General features: G+C 62.3%; 22 protein-coding genes. 10 read left to right on the top strand and 12 right to left on the bottom strand.

Annotated features, from left to right (window positions below):
* Nucleotides 1–425 (bottom strand): M17 family peptidase N-terminal domain-containing protein (locus B4E36_RS16060; protein ID WP_345900564.1); only part of this gene is annotated, 425 nt, incomplete at its 3' end.
* 281 nt (nucleotides 426–706) lie between these two features.
* Between B4E36_RS16060 and B4E36_RS16055 the strand changes: the two genes are divergently transcribed.
* From B4E36_RS16055 to rsmA, 7 genes are all read left to right on the top strand, one after another.
* Nucleotides 707–1,384 (top strand): phosphatase PAP2 family protein, encoded by a 678-nt coding sequence (locus B4E36_RS16055; RefSeq protein ID WP_292054962.1) that lies wholly within the window; start codon nucleotides 707–709, stop codon nucleotides 1,382–1,384.
* A 38-nt stretch (nucleotides 1,385–1,422) separates the two neighbouring features.
* Nucleotides 1,423–2,583: an LptF/LptG family permease gene (locus tag B4E36_RS16050; RefSeq protein ID WP_026173672.1), complete on the top strand. Its 1,161-nt coding sequence runs from the start codon at nucleotides 1,423–1,425 to the stop codon at nucleotides 2,581–2,583.
* Nucleotides 2,580–3,650, top strand: a complete 1,071-nt coding sequence (lptG, locus tag B4E36_RS16045; protein WP_292054964.1) for an LPS export ABC transporter permease LptG — start codon at nucleotides 2,580–2,582, stop codon at nucleotides 3,648–3,650. Before B4E36_RS16050 ends, lptG begins: the two co-directional genes overlap by 4 nt.
* A 146-nt stretch (nucleotides 3,651–3,796) precedes the next feature.
* On the top strand, nucleotides 3,797–5,998 hold the full coding sequence (locus tag B4E36_RS16040) for an LPS-assembly protein LptD (RefSeq protein ID WP_292055054.1): 2,202 nt from the start codon (nucleotides 3,797–3,799) through the stop codon (nucleotides 5,996–5,998).
* Between the two features lie 248 nt (nucleotides 5,999–6,246).
* On the top strand, nucleotides 6,247–7,200 hold the full coding sequence (locus B4E36_RS16035; protein ID WP_292054965.1) for a peptidylprolyl isomerase: 954 nt from the start codon (nucleotides 6,247–6,249) through the stop codon (nucleotides 7,198–7,200).
* Between the two features lie 3 nt (nucleotides 7,201–7,203).
* Nucleotides 7,204–8,220, top strand: coding sequence for a 4-hydroxythreonine-4-phosphate dehydrogenase PdxA (gene pdxA, locus B4E36_RS16030; protein ID WP_345900563.1), 1,017 nt, complete (start codon nucleotides 7,204–7,206; stop codon nucleotides 8,218–8,220).
* A complete protein-coding gene (rsmA, locus tag B4E36_RS16025) occupies nucleotides 8,217–9,044 on the top strand; it encodes a 16S rRNA (adenine(1518)-N(6)/adenine(1519)-N(6))-dimethyltransferase RsmA (RefSeq protein ID WP_292054967.1) in 828 nt (275 codons plus the stop codon). The genes pdxA and rsmA overlap by 4 nt, the downstream gene beginning before the upstream one ends.
* Here the strand turns inward: rsmA and recO are convergent.
* From recO to rpoZ, 9 genes are all read right to left on the bottom strand, one after another.
* Nucleotides 9,041–9,796: a DNA repair protein RecO gene (gene recO / locus B4E36_RS16020; protein WP_292054968.1), complete on the bottom strand. Its 756-nt coding sequence runs from the start codon at nucleotides 9,794–9,796 to the stop codon at nucleotides 9,041–9,043. The two genes, rsmA and recO, sit on opposite strands and share 4 nt — an antisense overlap.
* Nucleotides 9,797–9,817: 21 nt before the next feature.
* Entirely contained in the window at nucleotides 9,818–10,741 is a 924-nt protein-coding gene (gene era, locus B4E36_RS16015) for a GTPase Era (protein ID WP_018065982.1), read from the bottom strand.
* Between the two features lie 63 nt (nucleotides 10,742–10,804).
* Entirely contained in the window at nucleotides 10,805–11,506 is a 702-nt protein-coding gene (gene rnc, locus B4E36_RS16010; protein WP_292054969.1) for a ribonuclease III, read from the bottom strand.
* The gene (lepB, locus tag B4E36_RS16005) at nucleotides 11,507–12,253 is read right to left on the bottom strand and encodes a signal peptidase I (protein ID WP_018065980.1); all 747 of its coding nucleotides are present in this window, start codon (nucleotides 12,251–12,253) and stop codon (nucleotides 11,507–11,509) included. It abuts the gene before it with no gap.
* Nucleotides 12,254–12,322: 69 nt separating this feature from the next.
* A complete protein-coding gene (gene acpS / locus B4E36_RS16000) occupies nucleotides 12,323–12,736 on the bottom strand; it encodes a holo-ACP synthase (protein WP_292054971.1) in 414 nt (137 codons plus the stop codon).
* A gap of 19 nt (nucleotides 12,737–12,755) precedes the next feature.
* Nucleotides 12,756–13,256 (bottom strand): DUF2062 domain-containing protein, encoded by a 501-nt coding sequence (locus B4E36_RS15995; RefSeq protein ID WP_235726840.1) that lies wholly within the window; start codon nucleotides 13,254–13,256, stop codon nucleotides 12,756–12,758.
* Nucleotides 13,257–13,387: 131 nt separating this feature from the next.
* Nucleotides 13,388–13,717, bottom strand: coding sequence for a hypothetical protein (locus tag B4E36_RS15990; protein WP_292054973.1), 330 nt, complete (start codon nucleotides 13,715–13,717; stop codon nucleotides 13,388–13,390).
* Entirely contained in the window at nucleotides 13,684–15,870 is a 2,187-nt protein-coding gene (locus B4E36_RS15985) for a RelA/SpoT family protein (protein WP_292054975.1), read from the bottom strand. The genes B4E36_RS15990 and B4E36_RS15985 overlap by 34 nt, the downstream gene beginning before the upstream one ends.
* A 93-nt stretch (nucleotides 15,871–15,963) precedes the next feature.
* Complete coding sequence (gene rpoZ, locus B4E36_RS15980; RefSeq protein WP_018065975.1) at nucleotides 15,964–16,365, bottom strand: DNA-directed RNA polymerase subunit omega; 402 nt, start codon at nucleotides 16,363–16,365, stop codon at nucleotides 15,964–15,966.
* Between the two features lie 285 nt (nucleotides 16,366–16,650).
* Between rpoZ and B4E36_RS15975 the strand changes: the two genes are divergently transcribed.
* Entirely contained in the window at nucleotides 16,651–17,229 is a 579-nt protein-coding gene (locus B4E36_RS15975; RefSeq protein WP_018065974.1) for an NYN domain-containing protein, read from the top strand.
* A 38-nt stretch (nucleotides 17,230–17,267) separates the two neighbouring features.
* Here B4E36_RS15975 and smpB read toward each other — a convergent pair whose 3' ends face one another.
* Together smpB and dapA are read right to left on the bottom strand one after the other, a co-directional pair.
* Nucleotides 17,268–17,747, bottom strand: coding sequence for an SsrA-binding protein SmpB (smpB, locus tag B4E36_RS15970; RefSeq protein ID WP_292054976.1), 480 nt, complete (start codon nucleotides 17,745–17,747; stop codon nucleotides 17,268–17,270).
* Between the two features lie 34 nt (nucleotides 17,748–17,781).
* Nucleotides 17,782–18,663, bottom strand: coding sequence for a 4-hydroxy-tetrahydrodipicolinate synthase (dapA, locus tag B4E36_RS15965; protein ID WP_292054977.1), 882 nt, complete (start codon nucleotides 18,661–18,663; stop codon nucleotides 17,782–17,784).
* Between the two features lie 199 nt (nucleotides 18,664–18,862).
* Here dapA and B4E36_RS15960 point away from each other — a divergent pair, with 199 nt between their 5' ends.
* Nucleotides 18,863–20,926: a lytic transglycosylase domain-containing protein gene (locus B4E36_RS15960; protein ID WP_414673771.1), complete on the top strand. Its 2,064-nt coding sequence runs from the start codon at nucleotides 18,863–18,865 to the stop codon at nucleotides 20,924–20,926.
* A 140-nt stretch (nucleotides 20,927–21,066) separates the two neighbouring features.
* Nucleotides 21,067–21,953 (top strand): UDP-N-acetylmuramate dehydrogenase (gene murB / locus B4E36_RS15955; protein WP_345900562.1); only part of this gene is annotated, 887 nt, incomplete at its 3' end.

Here is a 21,953-nt window from a genome sequence, read left to right as displayed (position 1 = left end):
TCCTCGTCCTTGCCCGTGGTCTTGAACCGATCGAAGGAATAGCCGCCGAGAATCATGCCGAGCGCGAAATCCGCGAGCTCGGAAGCCGTTGCGGCGCTGTCCGGATAGACCACCAGTTTCCTGGCCTTGCCGGCGACAGAGGCGGCCTTGCCGCCGGCCCTGAGCCAGGCATTGGCCGAAAGCGAGTCGCGCTCGCCAAGCCCGATCAGCACGATCCGCGCCGCAGCGCTTTCGGCAGGCGCGAGCAGATCGAGCGTCGAACACAATTTCGCCTTGAAGCCGGCGGTGGCCGAGGCCTTCTCGTAAAGCGTCTCGCCCATGCCGGCGGCCTGAAGTCCCGCCGGAACATGACCGGCGCTCGCCAGGACAATCGCGGTATTTCCGGCGCTTTCGGCCTTGTCGACAAAGGAAATCGAGAACTTCATTTCATGCTCCGGGTTCTGGTGTCACGGAATTGACAGGATGGGGTGAGAAAGAAATCCACCCCTTGTTAACGCAACCGGCCAAGAATGGTTGACCCGGTTCTCATAACACTTAAAACGACGAAAATGGAAACGGTGTGTGCGCCGCGCCGCCAACGAAACCGGAAAACGCCGCATTGCAGCAACACCACCAATGGCTTGACAAACTGCCGGGGCGCTTTGGCACGATGCGACCGCTTAAAGCCGCGTTCATTTTGCTTTTGGCGCTGTGGTGTCTGCTGCTCGTGGTTTTCTACCTCTTTCCCGGCATCGATCTCGCGGCTTCCAGGGCGTTCTTTCATCAGGCCGCCTGTTCCGGGGACGCGCCCGCCGGCAGCATCTGCGGCAGCTTTCCGATTTCCGGCGATGCCGTGCTCGGCCTGCTGCGCGAAGCGATCTTCTACCTGCCGATCATTCTCGGTCTTACCCTGATCTATCGCCTGATCATCGTCTGGTCCCATCACGGCGCGACCTATGACAAGGCGCTCGCCCGCAAGCTTCTGGCCGGGCTCGTCGCGCTGATCATCGGCCCGGGCCTGCTGGTCAACAGCGTGCTGAAGGAGATTTCCCACCGGCCGAGGCCGCGCAACACAGATCTTTTCGGCGGCGATCTGACCTTTGTTCCGGCCGGCGATTTTTCCGGCGCATGCCAGTCGAACTGCTCCTTCGTTTCCGGCGAGGCCGCGGGCGCCGGATGGCTGTTCTGCTATGCGATCTTCCTGGTGCCGGAACGCTTCCGGATACTGCTGATGCCGCCGCTGATCGCGCTTTCGCTGGCCTCGCCCGCGATGCGGCTGGCCTATGGCGGCCATTATCTTTCGGATATCATACTCGGATGGCTTGCATCGCTGGTGATTTTCACCGGATGTCTTTACATTTTCACCAGAAAGGAGCACGTCAGCCCGCTTCGCGAAACGACCTGAGGTCGGTCCGCGTTCCGCAACGCACGACACCTAACGGCATGAAGATACTGGAACGCTACATATTGGCGCGGGTTGTGCGCATGTTCCTGGCGACATTGTTGCCGGTGCTGGCGGTGCTGTGGCTGACGCAGGTGCTGGGGCGCATCAATCTGGTGACCGACAGCGGCCAGTCGATCGTTTCGTTCCTGACGCTGGCGACGCTGATTCTCCCGACCGTGATTCCGACCGTCCTGCCCTTCGGCATCGTGCTTGGCACGGCGCAGACGCTGACGTCGATGAACAATGATTCGGAGCTCGCGGTGATCGATGGCGCAGGCGCAGGCCGCTCGATCATCTACCGGCCGATCCTGGCGTTCGCCGTCGTGCTCTGCGCGTTCTCCTTCGTGCTCGACAATTATATCGAGCCGCGCTCGCGCGCCGAGGCCCGCAGCCTGATCGCCTCCGTCTACGCCGACCTTCTCTCCTCCGTGATCGAGGAAAAGACCTTCCGCGAGGTCGAGGACGGGCTTTACATCCAGATTTCCGAGCGCCTGTCCGGCCGGGTGCTGAAGGGGCTTTTCGTCGCCGATTACCGCGAGCCGAACAACTCATACATCTATTACGCCAAGGAAGGCGCGGTTGATGAAAGCGGCAGCCAGCTGATCATGCGCGACGGCCAGGTGCAGCGGGAAAACCAGGACGGCGACGTCTCCATCGTTCAGTTCGATTCCTACAGTTTCGACCTTTCCGAACTCACCAGCGACAAGAGCCAGACCCGCAGACGCGCGACCGACCGGGGCCTTGCCTATCTGCTGAACCCGCCGCAGGACGACCCCGATTACCTCGGCAATCCCGGCTCCTATCGCGCAGAACTCACCCGCCGGCTGACCGACTGGACCCTGCCCTTCATCTACGCCGTGTTCACCATCGTGATCGTCGGCGATGCCCGCTCCCACCGCGAGCGGCGCGTGCCGCCGATGGCAAGCGCGTTCGGGCTGACGCTGCTGCTCAGGCTGCTCTCCCACTTCAGCTCCAATCAGGCCGAAAACGATCCGTTCTTCGTCTATGTCTGCTATGCGATCATCTTTGTGTCGCTGGCTATCGGGCTCTATCTCCTGCTGCGGCCGCGTCGGGCGCGGCGAAAGACCGGGCCGCTCGGCCGGATGATGGCCGCGCTGTTCCGTCTGCCGCGCAGGGCCGATGGCGGAGGTGCGGCATGATTTTCTCCGTGCTCGGCCGCTACTTCTTCGTCCGCTACGTGATCACCGTCTTGTGGTTCCTGTTCGGCGTGGTGTCGATCATCTACCTGATCGATTTCAGCGAGGTGGTCGGCAATATTTCCGAGGAAGCCGGACAGAACCTGGTCGACGCCCTGCTGATCACCGCGCTGCGCCTGCCCTATATTCTGCAGCAGACCATACCCTTCATTGCGCTGTTTTCGGCGATGGTGGCGCTGATCGCGCTCAACCGCCGCCATGAACTGGTGGTTGCCCGCGCCGCCGGGATTTCGGTGTGGCAGTTCATCATGCCGTTCGTGATCGGCGCTGCCCTCTTGGGGGCGGCAAGCGTGCTGGCGCTCAACCCGCTGGCCTCGTGGAGCCAGAAACGCGCTCTCGGGCTGGAGGCCGTCGGCGGCAAGCAGGATCAGGTCGTGCCCTGGCTCAGACAGATCACCGACGGGCAGGACACCATCATCGGCGGCCGCGGCATTGCAGAAAACGGGACCGAACTGCTCGATGCGGTCGTCATCTATTTCGACGACCAAGGGGGAATCGCCAAGCGTCAGGATGCGACGCGCGCCGTGTTGAGCGATGGATCGTGGACGCTGCACGATGTGACCCAGACCGAGGCGGGCGAATTATCCACACATATGGACGAGGTTCAGGTGAAGACCAATCTGGAGGAGGATTTCGTCCAGCAGCACCTCGTCCAGCCCGATCTCGTAAGCTTCTTCGCCTTGCCGCGGCAGATTACCCTGGCGCGCCAGTTCGGAACTTCGACAAGCGCCTTGGAAACCCAATACAACTATCTGCTTTCCCTGCCATTATTGCTGGTCGCTATGACTTTGATCGCCGCGACGGTCTGCCTGAAGTTTTCGCGCTTCGCGCAGTCGCCCACTGTTATTTTGGGTGGCATCCTGTCCGGGTTTCTGCTTTATGTGACGAGTGTTCTTGTAAAGGCGTTCGGCAGCAGCGGAATCCTGTCCCCGCTTCTGGCAGCCTGGATTCCGGTTGTCGTAGCGATGGCATTGGGTTTGACGATATTGCTGCATCAGGAGGATGGTTAGTGGCTCGGCGTAAATTAAGCGCATATCGCCTTGCCGGGCTCCTGGTCCTTGCCACCGCATTGACCCCGCCCGGAGCGGGGCTGCATTACACGGCCGGAGCGCAGGAAAGCGTGCTTCCGGAGCCGCCCGCCGACGACCAGGGACCGATGCTGCTCAGCGCCAATGAACTGGTCTACAACCACGACACCCAGCAGGTCTACGCGCTCGGCGGCGTCCAGATTTATTACGCCGGCTACCGCATGGTCGCCAACAAGGTCGAATACGACCAGAAGGCCGGCAAGCTGATGGCCTTCGGCGGCATCGAGGTTATCGATGCCGACGGCAATCGGCTGCGCGCCGAAAAGCTCGACGTCACCGACGACTTCGCCAACGGCTTTCTCGACGCCATCAGCGTGCGCACCCCGGAAGATATCGCGATCGCCGGCGAGCGCGCCGAGCGAATCGACAACGACGTCATGGTGCTGGAAAACGGCGTCTACACCGCCTGCATTCCCTGCGCGGAAAATCCGGAAAAGCCGCCCTTCTGGCAGATCAGGGCCCAGCGCGTCATCCAGAACGGCGTCGAAAAGACGGTGCGGCTGGAGCACCCGCGGTTCCAGCTTCTGGGCCACACCATCGCGATCCTGCCGACCGTGACCGTTCCTGACGCCAGCGTGAAGCGCAAGCGCGGTTTTCTGTTCCCCTCGGCGACCGTCGAGGAAAACCTCGGTTTCGGCATTTCCGTGCCTTACTACATTCCGCTTGGCCCGAGCGCGGACGTCACCTTCACAGGGACAGGCTACACCCAGCAGGGCTTTCTGCTGGAGGCGGAGTATCGCAAGCGCTACCGCAACGGCCAGCACACGCTGCGCATGGCCGGCATCGACCAGTTGGGCAGCAGCCGCTTCCCCGCCGGCACCAGCGATGCCGACAATGACCTGCGCGGCATGGTCGCCTCCACCGGCGAGTTCCAGATCAACCCGCGTTGGGTGTTCGGCTGGGATGTCATGGTGCAGAGCGACACCAATTTCGCGCGGACCTATTCGATCGACGGTCATGACGACCGCATCTTCAACAACCAGGTCTATCTGGAAGGCCTCGGCAAGCGCAGTTCGCTGTCCATCAAGGGCAATTATTTCGACGTTCAGGACGCCAACAGCCAGAACGCCAGCGAAGACGAGCAGGCGATCGTTCTGCCGGTGATCGATTACGACTATATCGCTCCGCGCCCGTTCGCCGGCGGCGAACTTTCCGTGACCAACAACCTCACCAATATCGTCCGGCAGAAGAACGATGTGGTGCCGACGGCCGTCAACGACCGGTTCCTGGGCCTTCAGGGCAACAGCACAAGGCTGACCAGCGAGGTCGAGTGGAAGAAGACCTTTACCACGCCGCAGGGACTGCAGCTTACGCCGATCCTGGCCGCGCGCGCCGACGGTTACCTGCTCAATGTCGACAATCCGAACCAGATCGCGCCGGGCACCTACAACTATGCCGGCAATTTCGTCGATCAGGATGCCGCCGCCCGCGCGATGCTGACGGCGGGTCTCGAAGTCAAATATCCGATGCTGATCACCAATGGATTCAGTTCGCATATCGTCGAGCCGATCGGCCAGATTTTCGTCCGTCCCGATGAGCGGTATGCCGGCGGCCTGCCGAACGAGGACAGCCAGAGCTTCGTGTTCGATGCCACCACGCTGTTCGATCGTGACAAGTTCTCCGGCTATGATCGCGTCGAGGGCGGCACCCGCGCCAATATCGGGCTGCGCTATCGCGGCGTCTACGACAACGGCATCATGGTCGACGGCCTGTTCGGCCAGTCCTTCCAGCTTGCCGGCGCGAACTCGTTCGCCTCGCCCGACCTCGTCGGCGTCGGCCTGGAATCCGGGCTAGAAACCGAACGCTCCGATTATGTCGGCGCGGCCCAGATATCGTTCCCCTTCGGCATCGGCCTCAATGGCTCGGCCCGTTTTGACGAGACCGATTTCTCGCTGCAGCGCACGGATGCCGGCATCACCTACACCTCGGCCCGCTTCGACACCGCGCTCGACTACACCAATGTCGTAGCCCAGCCCGGCTACGCCTATGACGAGCGCAACAGCGAGATTAAGTCCACGAGCACCCTCCGGTTCAATGACAATTGGGGCGTCTCGGGTTCGTTGACCTACGACCTCAGCAACAATGTCCTGACGCGCCGCTGGGTGGGCTTGACCTATGAGGACATCTGCACCCTGTTCTCGATCACCTATCAGGAAAGCTGGGATACCGACGATGCCAAGGGGGTCGACTGGACGATCGGGGCACGCCTGACGCTGCGCACGCTCGGCGATATCGCGATCGGCTCCGACAATTTCGGCGGCAGTTTCTAGCGTTTCCTCAAACAACGAATCGCGGCCATGCCTTGCTTTTGCCGCCGAAATGGACAAAACATTTCCCTCACAGGTTCAGGATCGACATGCGGCCCGTTGCCCGGTGTTACATGTCTCCTGAAGCCATGCGGGGCTTGAAGCGAGCGGGTGTATTCGATCGCTTCCTGGGAGGCCGTGACGCCCCGCTGACACAAGATACCGATGCGGCCGGTTGGCGTTTTCGCCCCGGCCGGGGAAAGGAATAAGACATGAACGCCGCCAGATTTACCGTGAATGCCTTTGCCGCTGCTGTGATCGCGACCGCATCGATCTTCGGCGTGCCTGCCCAGACGGCTTTCGCCAGGACCGTCGATATCGAGGTGATCGTCAACAATGTGCCGATCACCAACGACGATATCGCCAAGCGCAAGGCCCTGCTGCGGCTGATGGGCACCAAGGGGGCGACCGACGCCAAGGCGCGCGAGGCGATGATCGACCAGGCGCTGAAACAGTCCGAAATCGCGTTCCGCGGCGCCTCCGTCACCCAGACGGAAGTCGATGACGCCTTTCAGAACTTCGCCAATGGCAACAACATGTCCGTCGCCCAGATGAGCAGCATTCTCAACCAGGCCGGCGTCGGGGTCGATCACTTCAAGTTCTTCATCGCCGTCAGCATGAGCTGGGGCCAGCTCCTGCGCGCCCGCTATGGCGCCAACACGCTGCTTCCCGACGACGAGTTCATCCCCCAGCTCGAAGCGGCCGAAAAAGAAGGCAAGAAACCCGAAACCACCGAGTACCTGCTGAAGCGGATCGTCTTCGTGGTGCCGGAAAAGGAACGGGGCTCGCTGCTTGGCAAGCGCAAGAACGAGGCCGAGGCCGCGCGCAAGAAGTTTCCGGGTTGCGATCAGGCGATTTCCTTCGCCGCGACCATGAACGACGTCACCGTCATCGATCTCGGCCGCTTCCTTGAACCGCAATTGCCGGCCCAGTGGAAGGACGCGGTCATCAAGTCGAGCGGCGACACCACTTCCGTGATCACCACGCCGGTGGGCGCCGAGTTCCTGGCCGTGTGCGAGCGCAAGACCGCCAATGACGACTATGCCGCCCGCCTGGTGCTGAGCGCCAAGGAAGATTCCGCCGAGGTGGATACCGACGCCGAGAGCGAGAAGTATCTCGAGGAATTGCGGGACAAGGCGCAGATCGTCACCCCGGGCAAGTCGTAATCCTTGGCAGATCTCACCAGGAAACCGCTGGCGCTTACCCAGGGTGATCCCGCCGGCATCGGCCCCGAGATCGCCCTGAAGGCATGGCACAGACGCGGCGAGAGCGGCCTGCCGCCCTTCATCTTTCTCGGCGATCCGCGCATTCTCGCCGCGCGCGCGGAAATGCTCGGCCTTGATATCCCGATCGAGATCACCGCGCCGGAGGCAGCGCTTGAGCGCTTCGACGAGACCCTGCCGGTGTTCGCGATCGACACCGCGCTTACCACCACGCCCGGAAAACCAGACCCCGCGACCGGAGAAGGCACAATCGCGGCGATCGAGACCGCGGTGAAGCTCACCCTGCGCGGCAAGACGAGCGCCGTGGTCACCAATCCGATCGCCAAATCGGTGCTCTACAGCGCCGGCTTCAAGCATCCGGGCCATACCGAGTTCCTCGCCGCCCTTGCCGGGCGCGAGACCGGAAAGCAGGTGCGCCCGGTGATGATGCTCGCCTGCCCGGCCTTGCGGGTGGTGCCGGTCACGATCCATATTCCGCTGAAGGACGTGCCGGCGGCGCTTGATGAGGCCTTGATCGTCGATACGATCCGCATCACCGCGCAAGAGCTCAAATCGCGCTTCGGCCTTGCCGCGCCGTGCCTCGCCGTCGCCGGCCTCAACCCCCATGCCGGGGAGCAGGGCACGATCGGCCGCGAGGACGAGGACATCGTGCGCCCCGCGCTTGAGCGCCTGCGCGCCGAAGGAATCGACGTTGTTGGCCCCCTGCCCGCCGATACCATGTTCCACGCCGCCGCCCGCGCCCGCTACGATGCGGCGATCTGCATGTATCACGATCAGGCGCTGATACCGGTGAAGACGCTCGGCTTCGAGGCCGGCGTCAATGTGACGCTCGGCCTGCCCTTCGTGCGCACCTCGCCGGACCACGGCACGGCCTTCGATATCGCCGACAAGGGGGTTGCCGATCCGACCAGCCTGGAAGAGGCGCTCAAGCTTGCGGCGCAGCTTTCGGAAAACGCCGCATGAGCCAGATCGACGACCTGCCGCCGCTGCGCGAAGTTCTTGCCGCCCATGATCTCGACGCGAAGAAGGCGCTCGGCCAGAATTTTCTGCTCGATCTGAACCTCACCCAGAAGATTGCCCGCACCGACGGCGATCTTGAGGGCGCGCATGTCATCGAGGTCGGCCCCGGCCCCGGCGGGCTGACGCGTGCGATTCTTTCGCTCGGCGCGGAGAAGCTCACCGTCATCGAACGCGACGAGCGCTGCCTGCCGGCGCTTGAGGAAATCGCCTCTCATTATCCGGGTCGGCTGGAGATCATCAGCGGCGATGCGCTGAAGACGGATTTCGCGGCGCTTGCCGGCGATCGCCCGGTCAGGATTATCTCCAACCTGCCCTATAATGTCGGCACCCAGCTTCTGGTGAACTGGTTGCTGCCGCGCGCATGGCCGCCCTATTGGCAATCGCTGACGCTGATGTTCCAGAAGGAAGTCGCTCAGCGCATCGTCGCGGAAGCCGGCGACAATCACTATGGCAGGCTCGGCGTGCTGGCCGGATGGCGGACCGAGGCGCGCATCGCCTTCGACGTGCCGCCGCAGGCCTTCACCCCCCCGCCCAAAGTGACCTCCAGCGTGGTGCACCTCACGCCCCGCGCCGAACCGCTTCCGGTCGCAGCCTCGGCACTTGAAAAGGTGACGCAAGCCGCCTTCGGCCAGCGCCGCAAGATGCTGCGCCAGAGCCTCAAGAGCCTCGGCGGCGAAGCGCTGCTTGCCAAGGCCGGCATCGATCCGACGCGCCGCGCCGAGACGCTCAGCATCGCGGAATTCTGCGAGCTTGCCCGAAATCTTTAGCGAATCTGATGTTCGGTAGAGGCAGCGTCCAGAGCCTTCAGCGTGGCCTGGATGAAGCTTTCGCGCGCCGTGTCCGGCTTCAGGCCGCGCGGCTCATAGACGTGACGGTTCAGGAAAAATCCGGTCAGCCGGAAGCCGGCTTCCAGATCGGCCCGGTCGGCAGCCTCGTTCATGTCCGGTCGCAGAAACACCGGCAGCGCCAGCATGCGGTCGGCATAGGGCGTTCCGGCTGCGTTTGAGACCGCCCGTCCGGACTTGGGCGACACATAGGCAAGGTCCGTCCTCACCCCGCTCGCCGCGCATTGGGCGAGATCGAGCCCGAATCCGAGTTCGTTGAGCAGCGCCAGCTCGAAGCGCACGAACAGTTCACCGGCGGCGCTGGCGTCATCGAGATGGGCGATGATCACCTCCATCGCCGCGCAGAGATGACGGTGCGGATCACGTTCCGGCAGCAGCCGCAGCAGTGAAGCCATCGCCTGGACGCCGTGCAGCGCCGGCGCGGAGAGCATCAGGAGCGCCGCCCGCTGCTCGATCGGCTCGACCCGGAATTCGCCGAGATGCTCGGAAAGCCGCGCGCGCCAGTGGAGCGAGACCCGGTTGCCGGGCTGCAACACCGGCCGCATGCTCCGCGACCGGCCGCCGCGCACCATGCCGAGATGGCGGCCGTGATCGACCGTCATCACCTCGGCGATCACGCTGGTCTCGCCATGGCGGCGGCTTCCCAGAACAATGCCCTCATCCTGCCATTCCAAGGTGCTGCGTCTCCCGACGGATCAATCCGAGTAATCGAGCCCGATCTCGCGGTAGCGGGCCGGATCGTCGCCCCAGTTCTCCCGCACTTTCACGAACAGGAAAAGATGAACCGGCTGACCAAGAATCTCCGATAACTCCTTGCGCGCGCTCATGGAAATCGCCTTGATCGCCTCGCCGTTCTTGCCGAGCGCGATCTTCTTCTGGCTGTCGCGCTCGACATAGATCACCTGCTCGATGCGCACCGAGCCATCCTTGCGCTCTTCCCATTTCTCGGTCTCGACATGGGAGGAATAGGGCAGTTCCTGATGCAGCCGAAGGAACAGCTTCTCGCGGGTGATTTCTGCGGCGAGCTGGCGCATCGGCAGATCGGAAATCTGGTCCTCGGGATAATACCAGGGGCCCTCGGGAAGCCGTTTCGCCAGATAGTCCATCAGGTCGTCGCAGCCTGAACCGTTCGTGGCGGAGATCATGAAGGTCTCCTCGAAATCGATCGCCTCATTGGCGGCCGAGGCGAGCTTCAACAGGTCTTCCGGGCGCACACGGTCGATCTTGTTCAGCACAAGGATCTTGGGATGGCGCACCTCTTTCAGGCCTTCGAGGATGGCCTCCGCATCGCCCTTCAAGCCGCGCTCGCTGTCGACCAGCAACATGATCACGTCGGCATCGCGCGCGCCGCTCCAGGCGGCCATCACCATGGCGCGGTCCAGTCTGCGGCGCGGCTTGAAGATGCCGGGCGTGTCCATGAACACGATCTGCGTCTTGTCGTGGATGGCAATGCCGCGCAGCGTGGCGCGCGTCGTCTGCACCTTGTGGCTGACGATCGTCACCTTGGCGCCGACAAGGCGGTTCACCAGCGTGGATTTACCGGCATTGGTCGGGCCGATCAGGGCAACGAAGCCGGATCGGGTGTCGGCGCCCACCGGCATGGTTTCAGTCTCGGTCATGACAACTCCTGCGGTTTTCCGCGTCTCGGCGGCCGCATTATAACAGGTTCAAGAATGACAGGCTCAGCTTTCGGCCGTCCAGACGCCTTCGCGCTCCAGAAGCCGTGTCGCGGCAACCTGTTCGGCGGCGCGCTTGGAGCGATCGATGCCGGTTTCCGGCGCGACGCCGCTGACGGTGACCGTCACTGTGAAGCGCGGCTCGTGGTCGGGACCCGAACGGTCCTCGACCTTGTAGACCGGCGTCTGGCCGAAGCGGGCATGGGCCCACTCCTGCAATTCGGTCTTGGCATCGCGGCGCAGCGTCACGCCATCGGCAAACAGCGGCTTCCACCAGGTCTCGATGAATTCGCGCGCAGGCTTCAGGCCGCCTTCCAGATAGATCGCCGCGATCACGCTTTCGACGACATCGGCCCGGATCGAAAGCACGCGCTTGCCGGTGAGCTTCTTGACGTCCTGCCCGGTCTTGATGAACCGGTGCAGGCCGAGATCGTCGGCAACCCGCGCGCAGGCCTCGGCGCTGACAAGCTGGTTCAGCCGCACCGAAAGCTCGCCCTCGCTGGCACCCGGAAACAGCCGGAACAGGTTCTCGGCGATCACCAGCCCCAGCACCCGGTCGCCGAGAAATTCCAGCCGCTCGTAATTGTCGTCCTTGCCGCTGCGCGCGCTGGCATGCGTCAGCGCCAGCGCGAGGCGCTTGCGGTCCTCAAAATCGAAGCCGATCAGCTTGGCGAATGCGTCGACATCAGCGCCGTGCCTTTCCGTCATTCAGCCACCGATAACCTTGAACATGCGATCCCAGCGCATGTTGAACGGCCACTTCCATATCTGCGCGAAGGAGGTGTCGTTGCCGAGCGAGAAGAAGATCAGGCTGGCGCGGCCGATGAGGTTTTCGGCCGGCACAAAACCGACATCGAAACGGCTATCGAGCGAATTGTCGCGATTGTCGCCCATCATAAAATAATGGTCCTCGGGCACGATGAACTCGCGGGTATTGTCGCCAGGGCCGTTGCGCAATTCGTCGAGCGTGTCGTAGCTGACGCCATCGGGCAGCGTTTCGCGGAAGACCGGGATATCGCGGCCCGGATCGCGGCGATAATCGGAGGTGAAGGTGCCATCGGCGGTGCGTGGCACCGGCTCGTCGTTCAGGTAGAGAATACCGTTCCTGACCTGCACCCGGTCACCGGGAAGGCCGATCACGCGCTTGATGTAATCGATATCGGGATTGGGCGGATAGCGGAACACGACGACATCGCCGCGGTCGGGATCGCTGCCGAAAATGCGGCCAGAAAACAGGTTCGGCGAGAACGGAAGGGAATAGCGCGAATAACCGTAGGAGAACTTGTTCACGAACAGATAGTCGCCAACCAGAAGCGTCGGCATCATCGATCCGGAGGGAATCGTGAACGGCTGAAACAGGAAGGTCTTGATGACCACCGCCAGAAGCAAGGCCTGGACGATGACCTTCACATTGCTCCACAGCGAGCTTTCCTGTTTTTCTTCTTTTTCAGACACGCAGTGCTTCCTTTTGCTCACCGGTTTCGCCATGAGCTTTAGCCCCTTAGCCAAAAACGGGCAATGTTTTTAAGAAGGTTTCGCGCTCTCCTCCACCGCCTCGATGATGACGAAGGCCTGCGCGAGCGGGTAGTCATCGGTGATGGTGATGTGGATCCGCGCCTCGTGGCCCGCGGGAATCAGGCGCGCGAGCGCTACCCCGGCGCCGCCGGTAAGCTTCATGGTGGGCTTGCCGCCGGGCAGATTGACCACGCCCATATCCTTCCAGAACACGCCCTGCGCGATGCCGGTGCCAAGCGCCTTGGAGCAGGCCTCCTTGGCGGCGAAGCGCTTGGCGTAGGAGGCGGCGCGGTTTCGCCGCCGGTCGGACTTTACGCGTTCGATATCGGTGAAGCAGCGCGCGGTGAACCGCTCGCCGAAGCGCTCGATGGTATTTTCCACGCGCCTGATATCGATCAGGTCGCTGCCGAGGCCAACGATCATGGCATTCCTCCCGGTGGTTTCAATTCTTCGAACCGTTCATGGCGCCGTTCTGAAGTTCGGCCTGCCGCGCCGCGATCATTGCCTGACGGCGGGTCTGGAAGGACTGCACCGCATAATAGGTGGCGATGTAGAACAGACCGCCGCACACGAGCGCGGGAACGATCGAACCGACGATCATCGGTTCAAGCAACGGCTTCCAGAGATCGGAAAGCTCGAACTTTTTGACCAGTTCGACAAGGTCGATATGCTGGCGCCCTTCGGCGCTGCGCCCCAGCACGTAGCTGCCGAACTTCCATGTGGACAGCCAGATGAACGGAAAGGTCAGCGGATTGCCGAAGGCGGTACCCAGGGCGGAAGCGAACAGATTGCCGCCAAGAACGAAGGCGATCGCGAATGCGGACACGAAATGCAGGCCGATAAACGGCGTCCATGAAACGAACACTCCTGCCGCGATGCCCATGGCGATCGCATGCGGCGTGGCCCGCAGCCGCACGGTGCGGTGATAGATATAGACCGGCACGCGCCAGAAACCCTTTCTGGGCCAGACCGCGCCGCGCAATCGCTGCCAAAAACTTGCCGGAGAACGTCTCTTGAAAAGCATGATCTAGTTTTGACAGCTGGGAGGATGAATGCAAGCGCGTTTTGGCAAACTCAGTCCGGCTTCACGCGGCGGCGCACCTCGTCATCATCGCTTTCCCTCAAATCTTCGGGTTTTGGGCGTCCGGGATCGAAATTCTGGTCGATATTGTCGAATACGTGCTTCACGCCCTCGGCCTCGCTCTCGCTGACCTTGGGGTGCGTGAAGCGTTTGAAGAAGTCGCGCAAACCATCCCACATGGCGTTCCTGCCTTTCGTCGGTTGATGACTGTTAGACGCAAACTTGAACCATAATGTTCCATCGCGGCTGTGGCCATCGCGTGTCATCGGGCGACGGAGCTGACAACCTTTCAGACGAATTCCCGCTTCACGGTCGCCACGCAATCGAGCGCCTTGAGCTGGTTGATCGTCTGCGTGAGCTGGCGAAGGTCCCAGACCTCCATGTCCATGCCGACTTCGGCAAAATCCTCGGCGATGACGTCCATACGGATCGAGCGGATATTGACGTCGAGCGTGGCGATGGTCGAGGTGATCCGGGCGAGCGTGCCGGGCTCGTTCAGCACGTTGATGCCGATGCGCGCGCGGAACCGCTTGTCATTGGTGGAATCGATATCCCAGCGAATGTCGACCCAGCGGTCCGGCTGGTCCTCGTATTGCTGAAGGCCCGGCGACTGGATCGGATAGACCGTGATGCTGCCGTCATCCTCGGTGATGCCGACGATGCGGTCGCCGGGGACTGCGCCCGACGGCGAAAACCGCACGATCGCCGCGCCGTTGAGGCCGCGCAGCGGCACGCCCGCCTCGCTGTCGGCATCCGGCAGGCGAAACGCCATGCCCTCGCCTTTCGGCAGGCTCACCCAGCCATCCTCTACGCTGGGCTTGATGGTGACGCGCTCATCCTTGTGATCCGGGAACACGGCCTTCAGCACGTCGACTGAGGAGAGCTCGTTGCGGCCGACGGCTGCGATCACATCCTCGACATCGCTCTGGCCGAGACGATGCAGGACCGAGGCCAGTACCTCGCGCGAGAAGGTCTTGCCGGAACGGGCGAAGGTGCGCTCGAGAATCCGGTAACCGAGGCCGCTATACTGCTTGCGGATCGCCGCCCGCGTCGCCCTGCGGATTGCCGCGCGCGCCTTGCCGGTGACGACGATGCCTTCCCAGGCCGGCGGCGGCACCTGCACGCCCGAGCGGATGATCTCTACCTCGTCGCCATTGTTGAGCCGCGTCACCAGCGGCATCATCCGTCCGTTCACCTTGGCGCCGACACAGGTATCGCCGATATTGGTGTGAACCGCATAGGCGAAGTCGATCGGCGTCGCGTCCTTCGGCAGCGCTATGAGCTGGCCCTTGGGCGTGAAGCAGAACACCTGGTCCTGAAACAGTTCCAGCTTGGTGTGTTCGAGAAATTCCTCGGGACTATCGCCTTCGGCCAGCGCCTCGATGGTCTTGCGGAACCAGGAGAATACATTGGTCTCGTCGTTGGCAGCGCCGGCCACCCTGCCCTCCTTGTAGAGGGAATGAGCGGCAATGCCGTATTCAGCGATGTCGTGCATCGCGCGGGTGCGGATCTGCAGTTCGATGCGCTGCCTCAGCGGCCCGACAATCGTCGTGTGCAGCGACTGATAGCCATTCTGTTTCGGATTGGAGATGTAGTCCTTGAAGCGTTCCGGCACCATGCGCCAACGGGTATGCACCAAGCCGAGCGCGCGATAGCAGCTCTCAAGCTCATCAACGATGATCCGAAAACCGTACAAGTCCGACATCTGCTCGAAGGACAGCGATTTCGACTGCATCTTGTTGAAGATCGAGAACGGCTTCTTCAGCCGGCCCTTGACCTTGACCTCGACGAGACCGTTCTCGGTCAAGAGCGCCTTGAGCTCGTCCTCGATGCTCTTGACCATGGCCTGGTTCTGGCCGGCGAGGTCCTGCAGCTTATCGCGGATGGTCTGATAGGCTTCCGGATTGATGTACTGGAAGGACAGATCCTCCAGTTCCTCGCGCATGTCCTGCATGCCCATGCGGCCGGCGAGCGGCGCATAGATTTCCATCGTCTCCTCGGAAATCCGCCGGCGCTTGTCGGCGCGCATGTAATAAAGCGTGCGCATGTTGTGCAGCCGGTCGGCGAGCTTGACCAGCAGCACGCGCACGTCATCGGCCACGGCAAGAAACAGCTTGCGCAGGTTTTCGGCCTGCTGCGCCTTGCGGGAGACCAAATCGAGCCGCTTGATCTTGGTGAGCCCCTCGACCAGCGCGCCGATCTCGTCGCCGAAGAACTGGTCGATCTCGTCACGCGTCGCGGAGGTATCCTCGATCGTGTCATGCAGCAGCGCGACCGCGATCGTCGATTCGTCCATGTGCAGGTCGGTCAGGATCGCCGCGACTTCGAGCGGGTGGGAGATATAGGGGTCACCGCTGGCGCGCTTCTGACGCCCATGCTTCTGCATGGCGTAGACATAGGCCTTGTTGAGCAGCGCGATATCGGCGTCAGGCTTATATTTCTGTACCCGCTCAACGAGTTCGTATTGCCGCATCATGGCTCAGTGACCGGGCCCATCATGGGCGCATTGCGGACCCTCAGGTCCGCTGAAATGGAAAGCGGCCGCGGGGTGCGCCCGCAGCCGGCAATATCAGTAGTCGTCGCCTTTTTCCGGCGGAACCAGGCCTTCAATGCCAGAGCGAAGCTCTTCTTCCGACATCTGGTCGAAGGGGATGGCATCCGGCATGTCCGGACGATCCGCGGGCTCGGCGGCGTCCTCGTCGGCCGAAGCGCTGGCCGAGCTGTCGGCCTCGGGTTCGTCGACTTCGACATGACGTTGGAGCGAATGGATCAGGTCTTCCTTCAGATCGTCGGGCGAAAGGGTTTCGTCGGCGATCTCGCGAAGGGCCACGACCGGGTTCTTATCATTGTCGCGGTCGACGGTGATCTGGGCGCCCTGGGAGATGAGACGCGCACGATGTCCTGCGAGCAGAACGAGATCGAACCGGTTGTCGACTTTGTCGATACAGTCTTCAACTGTGACACGAGCCATTGACTGTCCTTTTAGGAGATTTCTGTGGAATTGCACCTCATAAAGGAGCCGAGCCCGGAATTCAAGGGCGCAATTCAATAGCGAAGCGCGCGAACCGCCACCATTCGATCCATGTTACGTCTCGGCCGCAAAACTTTATGTTGAATTCTTTAGACAGATGGTTAAATCCTGAGTGAATTGTATATTTTTTGGCACAAATTTGATCTGTCGTCGTTTACTCGTATAGGGCGACCGCACTAAATTGCAGACGGTGGCAAATACTAATTTCATTTGAGGACATGTTTTATGTTTGATCCGCGCGAGAAAATTGCGCTCTTCATCGATGGCGCGAACCTTTACGCCGCCTCCAAGGGCCTCGGTTTCGACATTGATTATCGCAGACTGCTGAGGGTGTTTCAGGGCAAGGCCTACCTTCTGCGCGCCTATTATTACACGGCGCTGATCGAAGACCAGGAATATTCCTCGATCCGTCCGCTGATCGACTGGCTGGATTACAACGGCTACAAGGTCGTGACCAAGCCCGCCAAGGAATTCACCGATTCGATGGGGCGGCGGAAGATCAAGGGCAATATGGATATCGAGCTGGCGATCGACGCGATGGAGCAGGCGTCGACGGTCGATCACCTCGTGATCTTTTCCGGCGACGGCGATTTCACCACGCTGGTGGAAGCGTTGCAACGCAAGGGCCGCAAGGTTTCTGTGGTCTCGACCATGGCAACCCAGCCGCCGATGATCGCCGACGATCTGCGCCGGCAGGCCGACCATTTCATCGATCTGGTTTCGCTGAAGCAGGATATCGGACGCGAACCGTCGGAACGGCCCCAGCGCGTGCCGGAAGTGGTGAGTTCAGACTTCGACGACTGAGGCGGCGGACTGACCACAGACGGCAGACGCCGTTCGGGTCAGCCGAGGCTCTTGAGAAGCCTGCTCTTTTCGCGGTTCCAGTCGCGTTTCTTGGCCGTTTCGCGCTTGTCGTGAAGCTTCTTGCCCTTGCCGAGCGCAAGCTCGAGCTTGGCCCGGCCGCGATCGTTGAAATAGAGCTTCAGCGGGATCAACGTCATGCCGTCGCGATTGACGGCGGAGCGCAGGCGATGAATTTCGCGCTTGCCCAAGAGCAGCTTGCGGCGGCGGCGCGGTTCGTGATTGAATCGGTTGCCCTGCAGATATTCCGGAAGATAGGAATTGATCAGCCACATTTCGCCATCCTCATCGGAGGCGTAGGACTCGGCGATATTGGCCTTGCCCTCGCGCAGCGACTTGACCTCGGTTCCGGTCAGCACGAGGCCGGCCTCGAGCGTGTCGAGGATTTCATAATTGAACCGTGCCTTGCGGTTTTCGGCGACAATATTGAGCCGACCACCCTTGCTGCCCTTCGGAGCCATGAAAGTCTTCCAGTCTGCTATCGGCCGGTCGCGATCAGTTCAGCAATCCGGCATGTTTCAGCGCCGCGTCGATTTCGGCGGCGGTTCTGTCGTCCACCGGCGTCAGCGGCAGACGGACCGCGCCGTCCATACGGCCAATCCTGTTCAGCGCGTATTTAGTGCCGCAAACGCCCGGTTCAAGAAACAACGCCCGGTGGAGCGGCATCAGCCGGTCCTGGTATTCCAGCGCCCCAGCGAAATCGCCCGCAAGCAGCGCGTTCTGGAATTCCGCGCAAAGCTTCGGCGCGACATTGGCGGTGACGGAGATCGCGCCCACCCCACCCTGCGCGGCAAAGCCGAGCGCCGTGGCATCCTCGCCCGAAAGCTGGATGAAATCCTTGCCGCAGGTAATCCGTTGCTCTGACACGCGGTCGAGCTTGGCCGTGGCATCCTTGACGCCGACGATGTTGGAATGCGCCTTCACCAGCGCGCCCATCGTCTCCGGCAGCAGGTCGATCACCGAGCGCGGAGGGATGTTGTAGATGAAGATCGGCAGCTTGGTGGCCTCGGCGATCGCCGAGAAATGCGCGAACAGGCCCTTCTGGGTCGGCTTGTTGTAATAGGGCGTGACCACCAGCAGCGCATCGGCGCCGGCCTTTTCCGCATGGAGCGCCAGTTCGATGGCCTCGCGCGTGTTATTTGAACCGGCGCCGGCAATCACCGGAACCCGGCCCGCGACCACTTCCACGCAAAGGTCCACCACCCGTTTGTGCTCGGCGTGGCTCAGCGTCGGGCTTTCGCCGGTGGTGCCGACGGGCGACACGCCGTGACTGCCCTCGCCGATCTGCCAGTCGACATGCGCGGCGAATGCCTGCTCGTCGACCGCGCCATCGGCTGTAAAGGGCGTAACAAGGGCGGGTATGGACCCCTTGAACATGCAGATTCTCCTGACGGCCCTCGTTTTAAAGCCGCATTCTTGTTGTCAAATCGCGCGCACCATAATGCCGGACATCAGGTACTGCAAGCATTAGCATTCGCAGCAGCAAACCGCTCGATTGTGTGATAGCTTAAGGCGATATTAACCGCGATAAACGAGATTGACGGAGCCCGACTGAATTCGACCCCTGGATGATCGAATGAAGAAAACACTTTCCATGATTTCACTCGCCGCCGTGATGACGGCAGCGGAGATGACTCCTCTCGCCGCGCAGGATTTCCCCTCGATGGCGCCGATTCCCTACGCCCGGCCGGACCGTTCCGCGCTGCCGCCCTCGCTTGAAGTGACGGGCGCGATCAGCCAGCCGATCGCCAATCCGGCGTCGAGCACGGTGCTGAAACAGGGCCTCGACGCGCTTAAGGACAGCAACGTCCCCGGCGCGATGCAGGCGCGGGCGCGGCTGCCCGACAACAGTCTTGATCACCAGATTCTGAGCTGGGCGATCGCCGTTTCCGGCGAGCCCGGCGTCCCCTCCTCCGAAATCGCGGAAGCCCAGCAGGAGCTTCGCGGCTGGCCGGGGCTTTCCTCGCTGCGCGCCAATTCCGAACGGGCCTTCGCGCGCGAAAATCCCTCGCCCAACACCGTGCTGGCCGCCTTCGGCAACACGCCGCCGGAAACCTCGCAGGGCACGATCCTGCTCGCGCGCGCCTATCTGGCGACCGGGCAGAAGCAGAAGGCGCACGATATCATCAACCGCGCCTGGACCGGATGGGCGCTCGACACCAGTTCGGAAAACCAGATTCTCAAAGAGTTCGGTTCGATCCTCAGCCAGACCGATCACAAGAACCGGATGATCTACCTGATGTATCGCGACCGCGCGACCCAGGCCAAGCGGTTCTCCGAAATGGGCAATGCCCAGTCCTTCTATAATGCCTGGGCCGCCGTCATTCGCCGGCAGGACAATGCCGGCAGCCTGATCAATGCCGTGCACTCGTCCTGGCGCAGCGATCCGGCCTTCCTCTATATCCAGATCCGCAATGCCCGTCAGAACAACCAGTATGACACCGCGGCAGCGCTTCTGAAGAAGATGCCGCGCAATCAGGCAGCCCTCGTCAACCCCGACCAGTGGTGGGATGAAAGCCGCATCATCGGGCGTCAATATTATGAAGACGGAAAAGCGCGACAGGCCTATCAAGTGGTCGCGGCCGCAATGCCGGAGGGTCGTCTCGACCGGCTGGATGCCGCGTTCCACGCTGGCTGGATCGCGCTGCGCGGCCTCAACGATGGCCGCACCGCATCAAAGCATTTCGCCGACATCGTAGCGATCTCCTCGACCCCGATCTCGGCATCGCGCTCCTATTACTGGCAGGGCCGGGCCGCTGAAGCCGGCGGGCCGGGCAATGCGCGCGACTTTTACCGCAAGGCCGGCGCCTACGAGACCACCTTCTACGGTCAGCTTGCGCTGCAGAAACTCGGACAGACGCGTTTGAGCGTGCCCTATCCGAGCCCGACCGCCGCCGACCGCACGAATTACCAGCGTAATCCCGCGGTGCAGGCGATCGCCCGGCTAGAGGCCGTCGGCCATGGCTGGCGCGCCGATTCGCTCTATCGCGCGCTCGCCGAACAGCTTACGAGCCCCGGCGAACTTGCCCTTCTCGCCTATCAGGCGGAAAAGGACCGCAGCCACAGCCTGTCGCTTCAGGTCGGCAAGATCGCCTATGGCCGCGGGCTCGATGTCGCCGCGCTCGCCTTCCCGATCGGCGTGATCCCGACCAACGCCAATATTTCCGGCTCCGGCATGGCGCTCGCCTATGCGATCGCGCGGCAGGAGAGCGCCTTCAATCCCGGCGCGGTTTCGCCGGCCGATGCGCGCGGGCTGCTGCAACTTCTGCCGACCACCGCCCAGCGCGTCGCAAGCCGCCACGGGCTTTCCTATTCGGCAAGCCGGCTGACGGGCGATCCGGCCTATAACGCCACGCTCGGCGCGCATTATCTCGGCGAGCAGATCGACCGGTTCGGCGGCTCCTATATCCTCACCTTCGTCGCCTATAATGCGGGACCGGCGCGGGTGCCGCAGTGGATCGAGCGCTTTGGCGATCCGCGCGGCAAGAACCTCGATTTCGTGATCGACTGGATCGAATCGATTCCCTATCCGGAAACCCGCAACTATGTTCAGCGGATCATGGAAAACTACGAGATCTACAAGGCCCGCCTGAACCAGCCAACCGATATCGCCCGCGACCTGATCTACGGCCGGACCTGAGAGCAGAGCGCCGGGCGAAAAGTCCATTGCCCCCCATGAGCGTCGGCCGGCCTTGCGCCGTGCCGGCGCTTTCGGCTATCTGACCGACCATCAGCGCCCGCCGGTTCGGCCGGACGCCCAACAGGTGGAACCGCCCTCCGATGGACATGATTTCCGATTTCGACCTGACCGGCAGCAACACGTTTGGCCTGAAATCTTCCGCGCGCCGGGCCGTGATCGTCGATGATCCGGAAATGCTGCCGGCGCTTGCCCGCGAAAGCGCCGCCTCCGGCCTACCTCTGCGCATTCTCGGCGGCGGCAGCAATGTGGTGCTGAGTGAGCGGCTCGAGGCCATCGTCGCGCTGATGCGGATCGGCGGCCGGCAGGTCGTGCACCGGACGGAGAGCGAAACCATCGTGACCGCCGGGGCCGGCGAAAACTGGCACGATTTCGTGTCCTGGACCGTCGCGCAAGGCATTCCGGGGTTGGAAAACCTCGCCGGCATTCCCGGCACGGTCGGCGCCGCCCCGATCCAGAATATCGGCGCTTATGGCGCGCAACTCTCCGATTTCTTCCTGTCGCTCGAGGCCTTCGATCTGCGAGACGGTGTTGTCCGCACCTTCGATGCCGCGGCCTGCCGCTTTGCCTATCGCCAGAGCCATTTCAAGGCCGAGCCCGGTCGCCATGTCATCCTCTCGGTCACGCTCGCCCTGCCAACCGTATGGCGGGCGAAACGCGATTACGCCGGTCTCGACCTGTTGCCCGAGCAGGCCTCGGCGCGGGAGGTACTCGATCACGTCGTCGCTCTCAGGGCCTCGAAGCTTCCCGACTGGCGGACGCTCGGCAATGCCGGCTCATTCTTCCACAATCCGGTGGTCAGCGCCGAAAAGGCCGCCGAAATCGCGGGCGCGCCGCGCTATCCCCAGCCCGACGGCACGGTGAAACTCTCCGCCGGCTGGCTGATCGAGCAATGCGGCCTCAAGGGCTTCCGCCTCGGCCCCGCCGGCACCTACGCCCGCCACGCCCTCGTCCTCGTCAACCACGGCGG

This window comes from Martelella sp. UBA3392 (assembly GCF_002358775.1).
GTDB classification, from domain to species: Bacteria; Pseudomonadota; Alphaproteobacteria; order Rhizobiales; family Rhizobiaceae; genus Martelella; species Martelella mediterranea.
The sequence above is the reverse complement of the archived record's forward strand: the minus strand, read 5'-3'. Positions and strand labels throughout refer to the sequence as shown.

Coding starts and splice junctions, on each gene's coding strand:
- B4E36_RS16050 (WP_026173672.1), top strand. CDS start 1,423: ATGAAGATACTGGAACGCTACATATTGGCGCGGGTTGTGCGCATGTTC.
- lptG (WP_292054964.1), top strand. CDS start 2,580: ATGATTTTCTCCGTGCTCGGCCGCTACTTCTTCGTCCGCTACGTGATC.
- B4E36_RS16040 (WP_292055054.1), top strand. CDS start 3,797: ATGCTGCTCAGCGCCAATGAACTGGTCTACAACCACGACACCCAGCAG.
- B4E36_RS16035 (WP_292054965.1), top strand. CDS start 6,247: ATGAACGCCGCCAGATTTACCGTGAATGCCTTTGCCGCTGCTGTGATC.
- rsmA (WP_292054967.1), top strand. CDS start 8,217: ATGAGCCAGATCGACGACCTGCCGCCGCTGCGCGAAGTTCTTGCCGCC.
- era (WP_018065982.1), bottom strand. CDS start 10,741: ATGACCGAGACTGAAACCATGCCGGTGGGCGCCGACACCCGATCCGGC.
- rnc (WP_292054969.1), bottom strand. CDS start 11,506: ATGACGGAAAGGCACGGCGCTGATGTCGACGCATTCGCCAAGCTGATC.
- acpS (WP_292054971.1), bottom strand. CDS start 12,736: ATGATCGTTGGCCTCGGCAGCGACCTGATCGATATCAGGCGCGTGGAA.
- B4E36_RS15985 (WP_292054975.1), bottom strand. CDS start 15,870: ATGATGCGGCAATACGAACTCGTTGAGCGGGTACAGAAATATAAGCCT.
- rpoZ (WP_018065975.1), bottom strand. CDS start 16,365: ATGGCTCGTGTCACAGTTGAAGACTGTATCGACAAAGTCGACAACCGG.
- B4E36_RS15975 (WP_018065974.1), top strand. CDS start 16,651: ATGTTTGATCCGCGCGAGAAAATTGCGCTCTTCATCGATGGCGCGAAC.
- smpB (WP_292054976.1), bottom strand. CDS start 17,747: ATGGCTCCGAAGGGCAGCAAGGGTGGTCGGCTCAATATTGTCGCCGAA.
- dapA (WP_292054977.1), bottom strand. CDS start 18,663: ATGTTCAAGGGGTCCATACCCGCCCTTGTTACGCCCTTTACAGCCGAT.
- B4E36_RS15960 (WP_414673771.1), top strand. CDS start 18,863: ATGAAGAAAACACTTTCCATGATTTCACTCGCCGCCGTGATGACGGCA.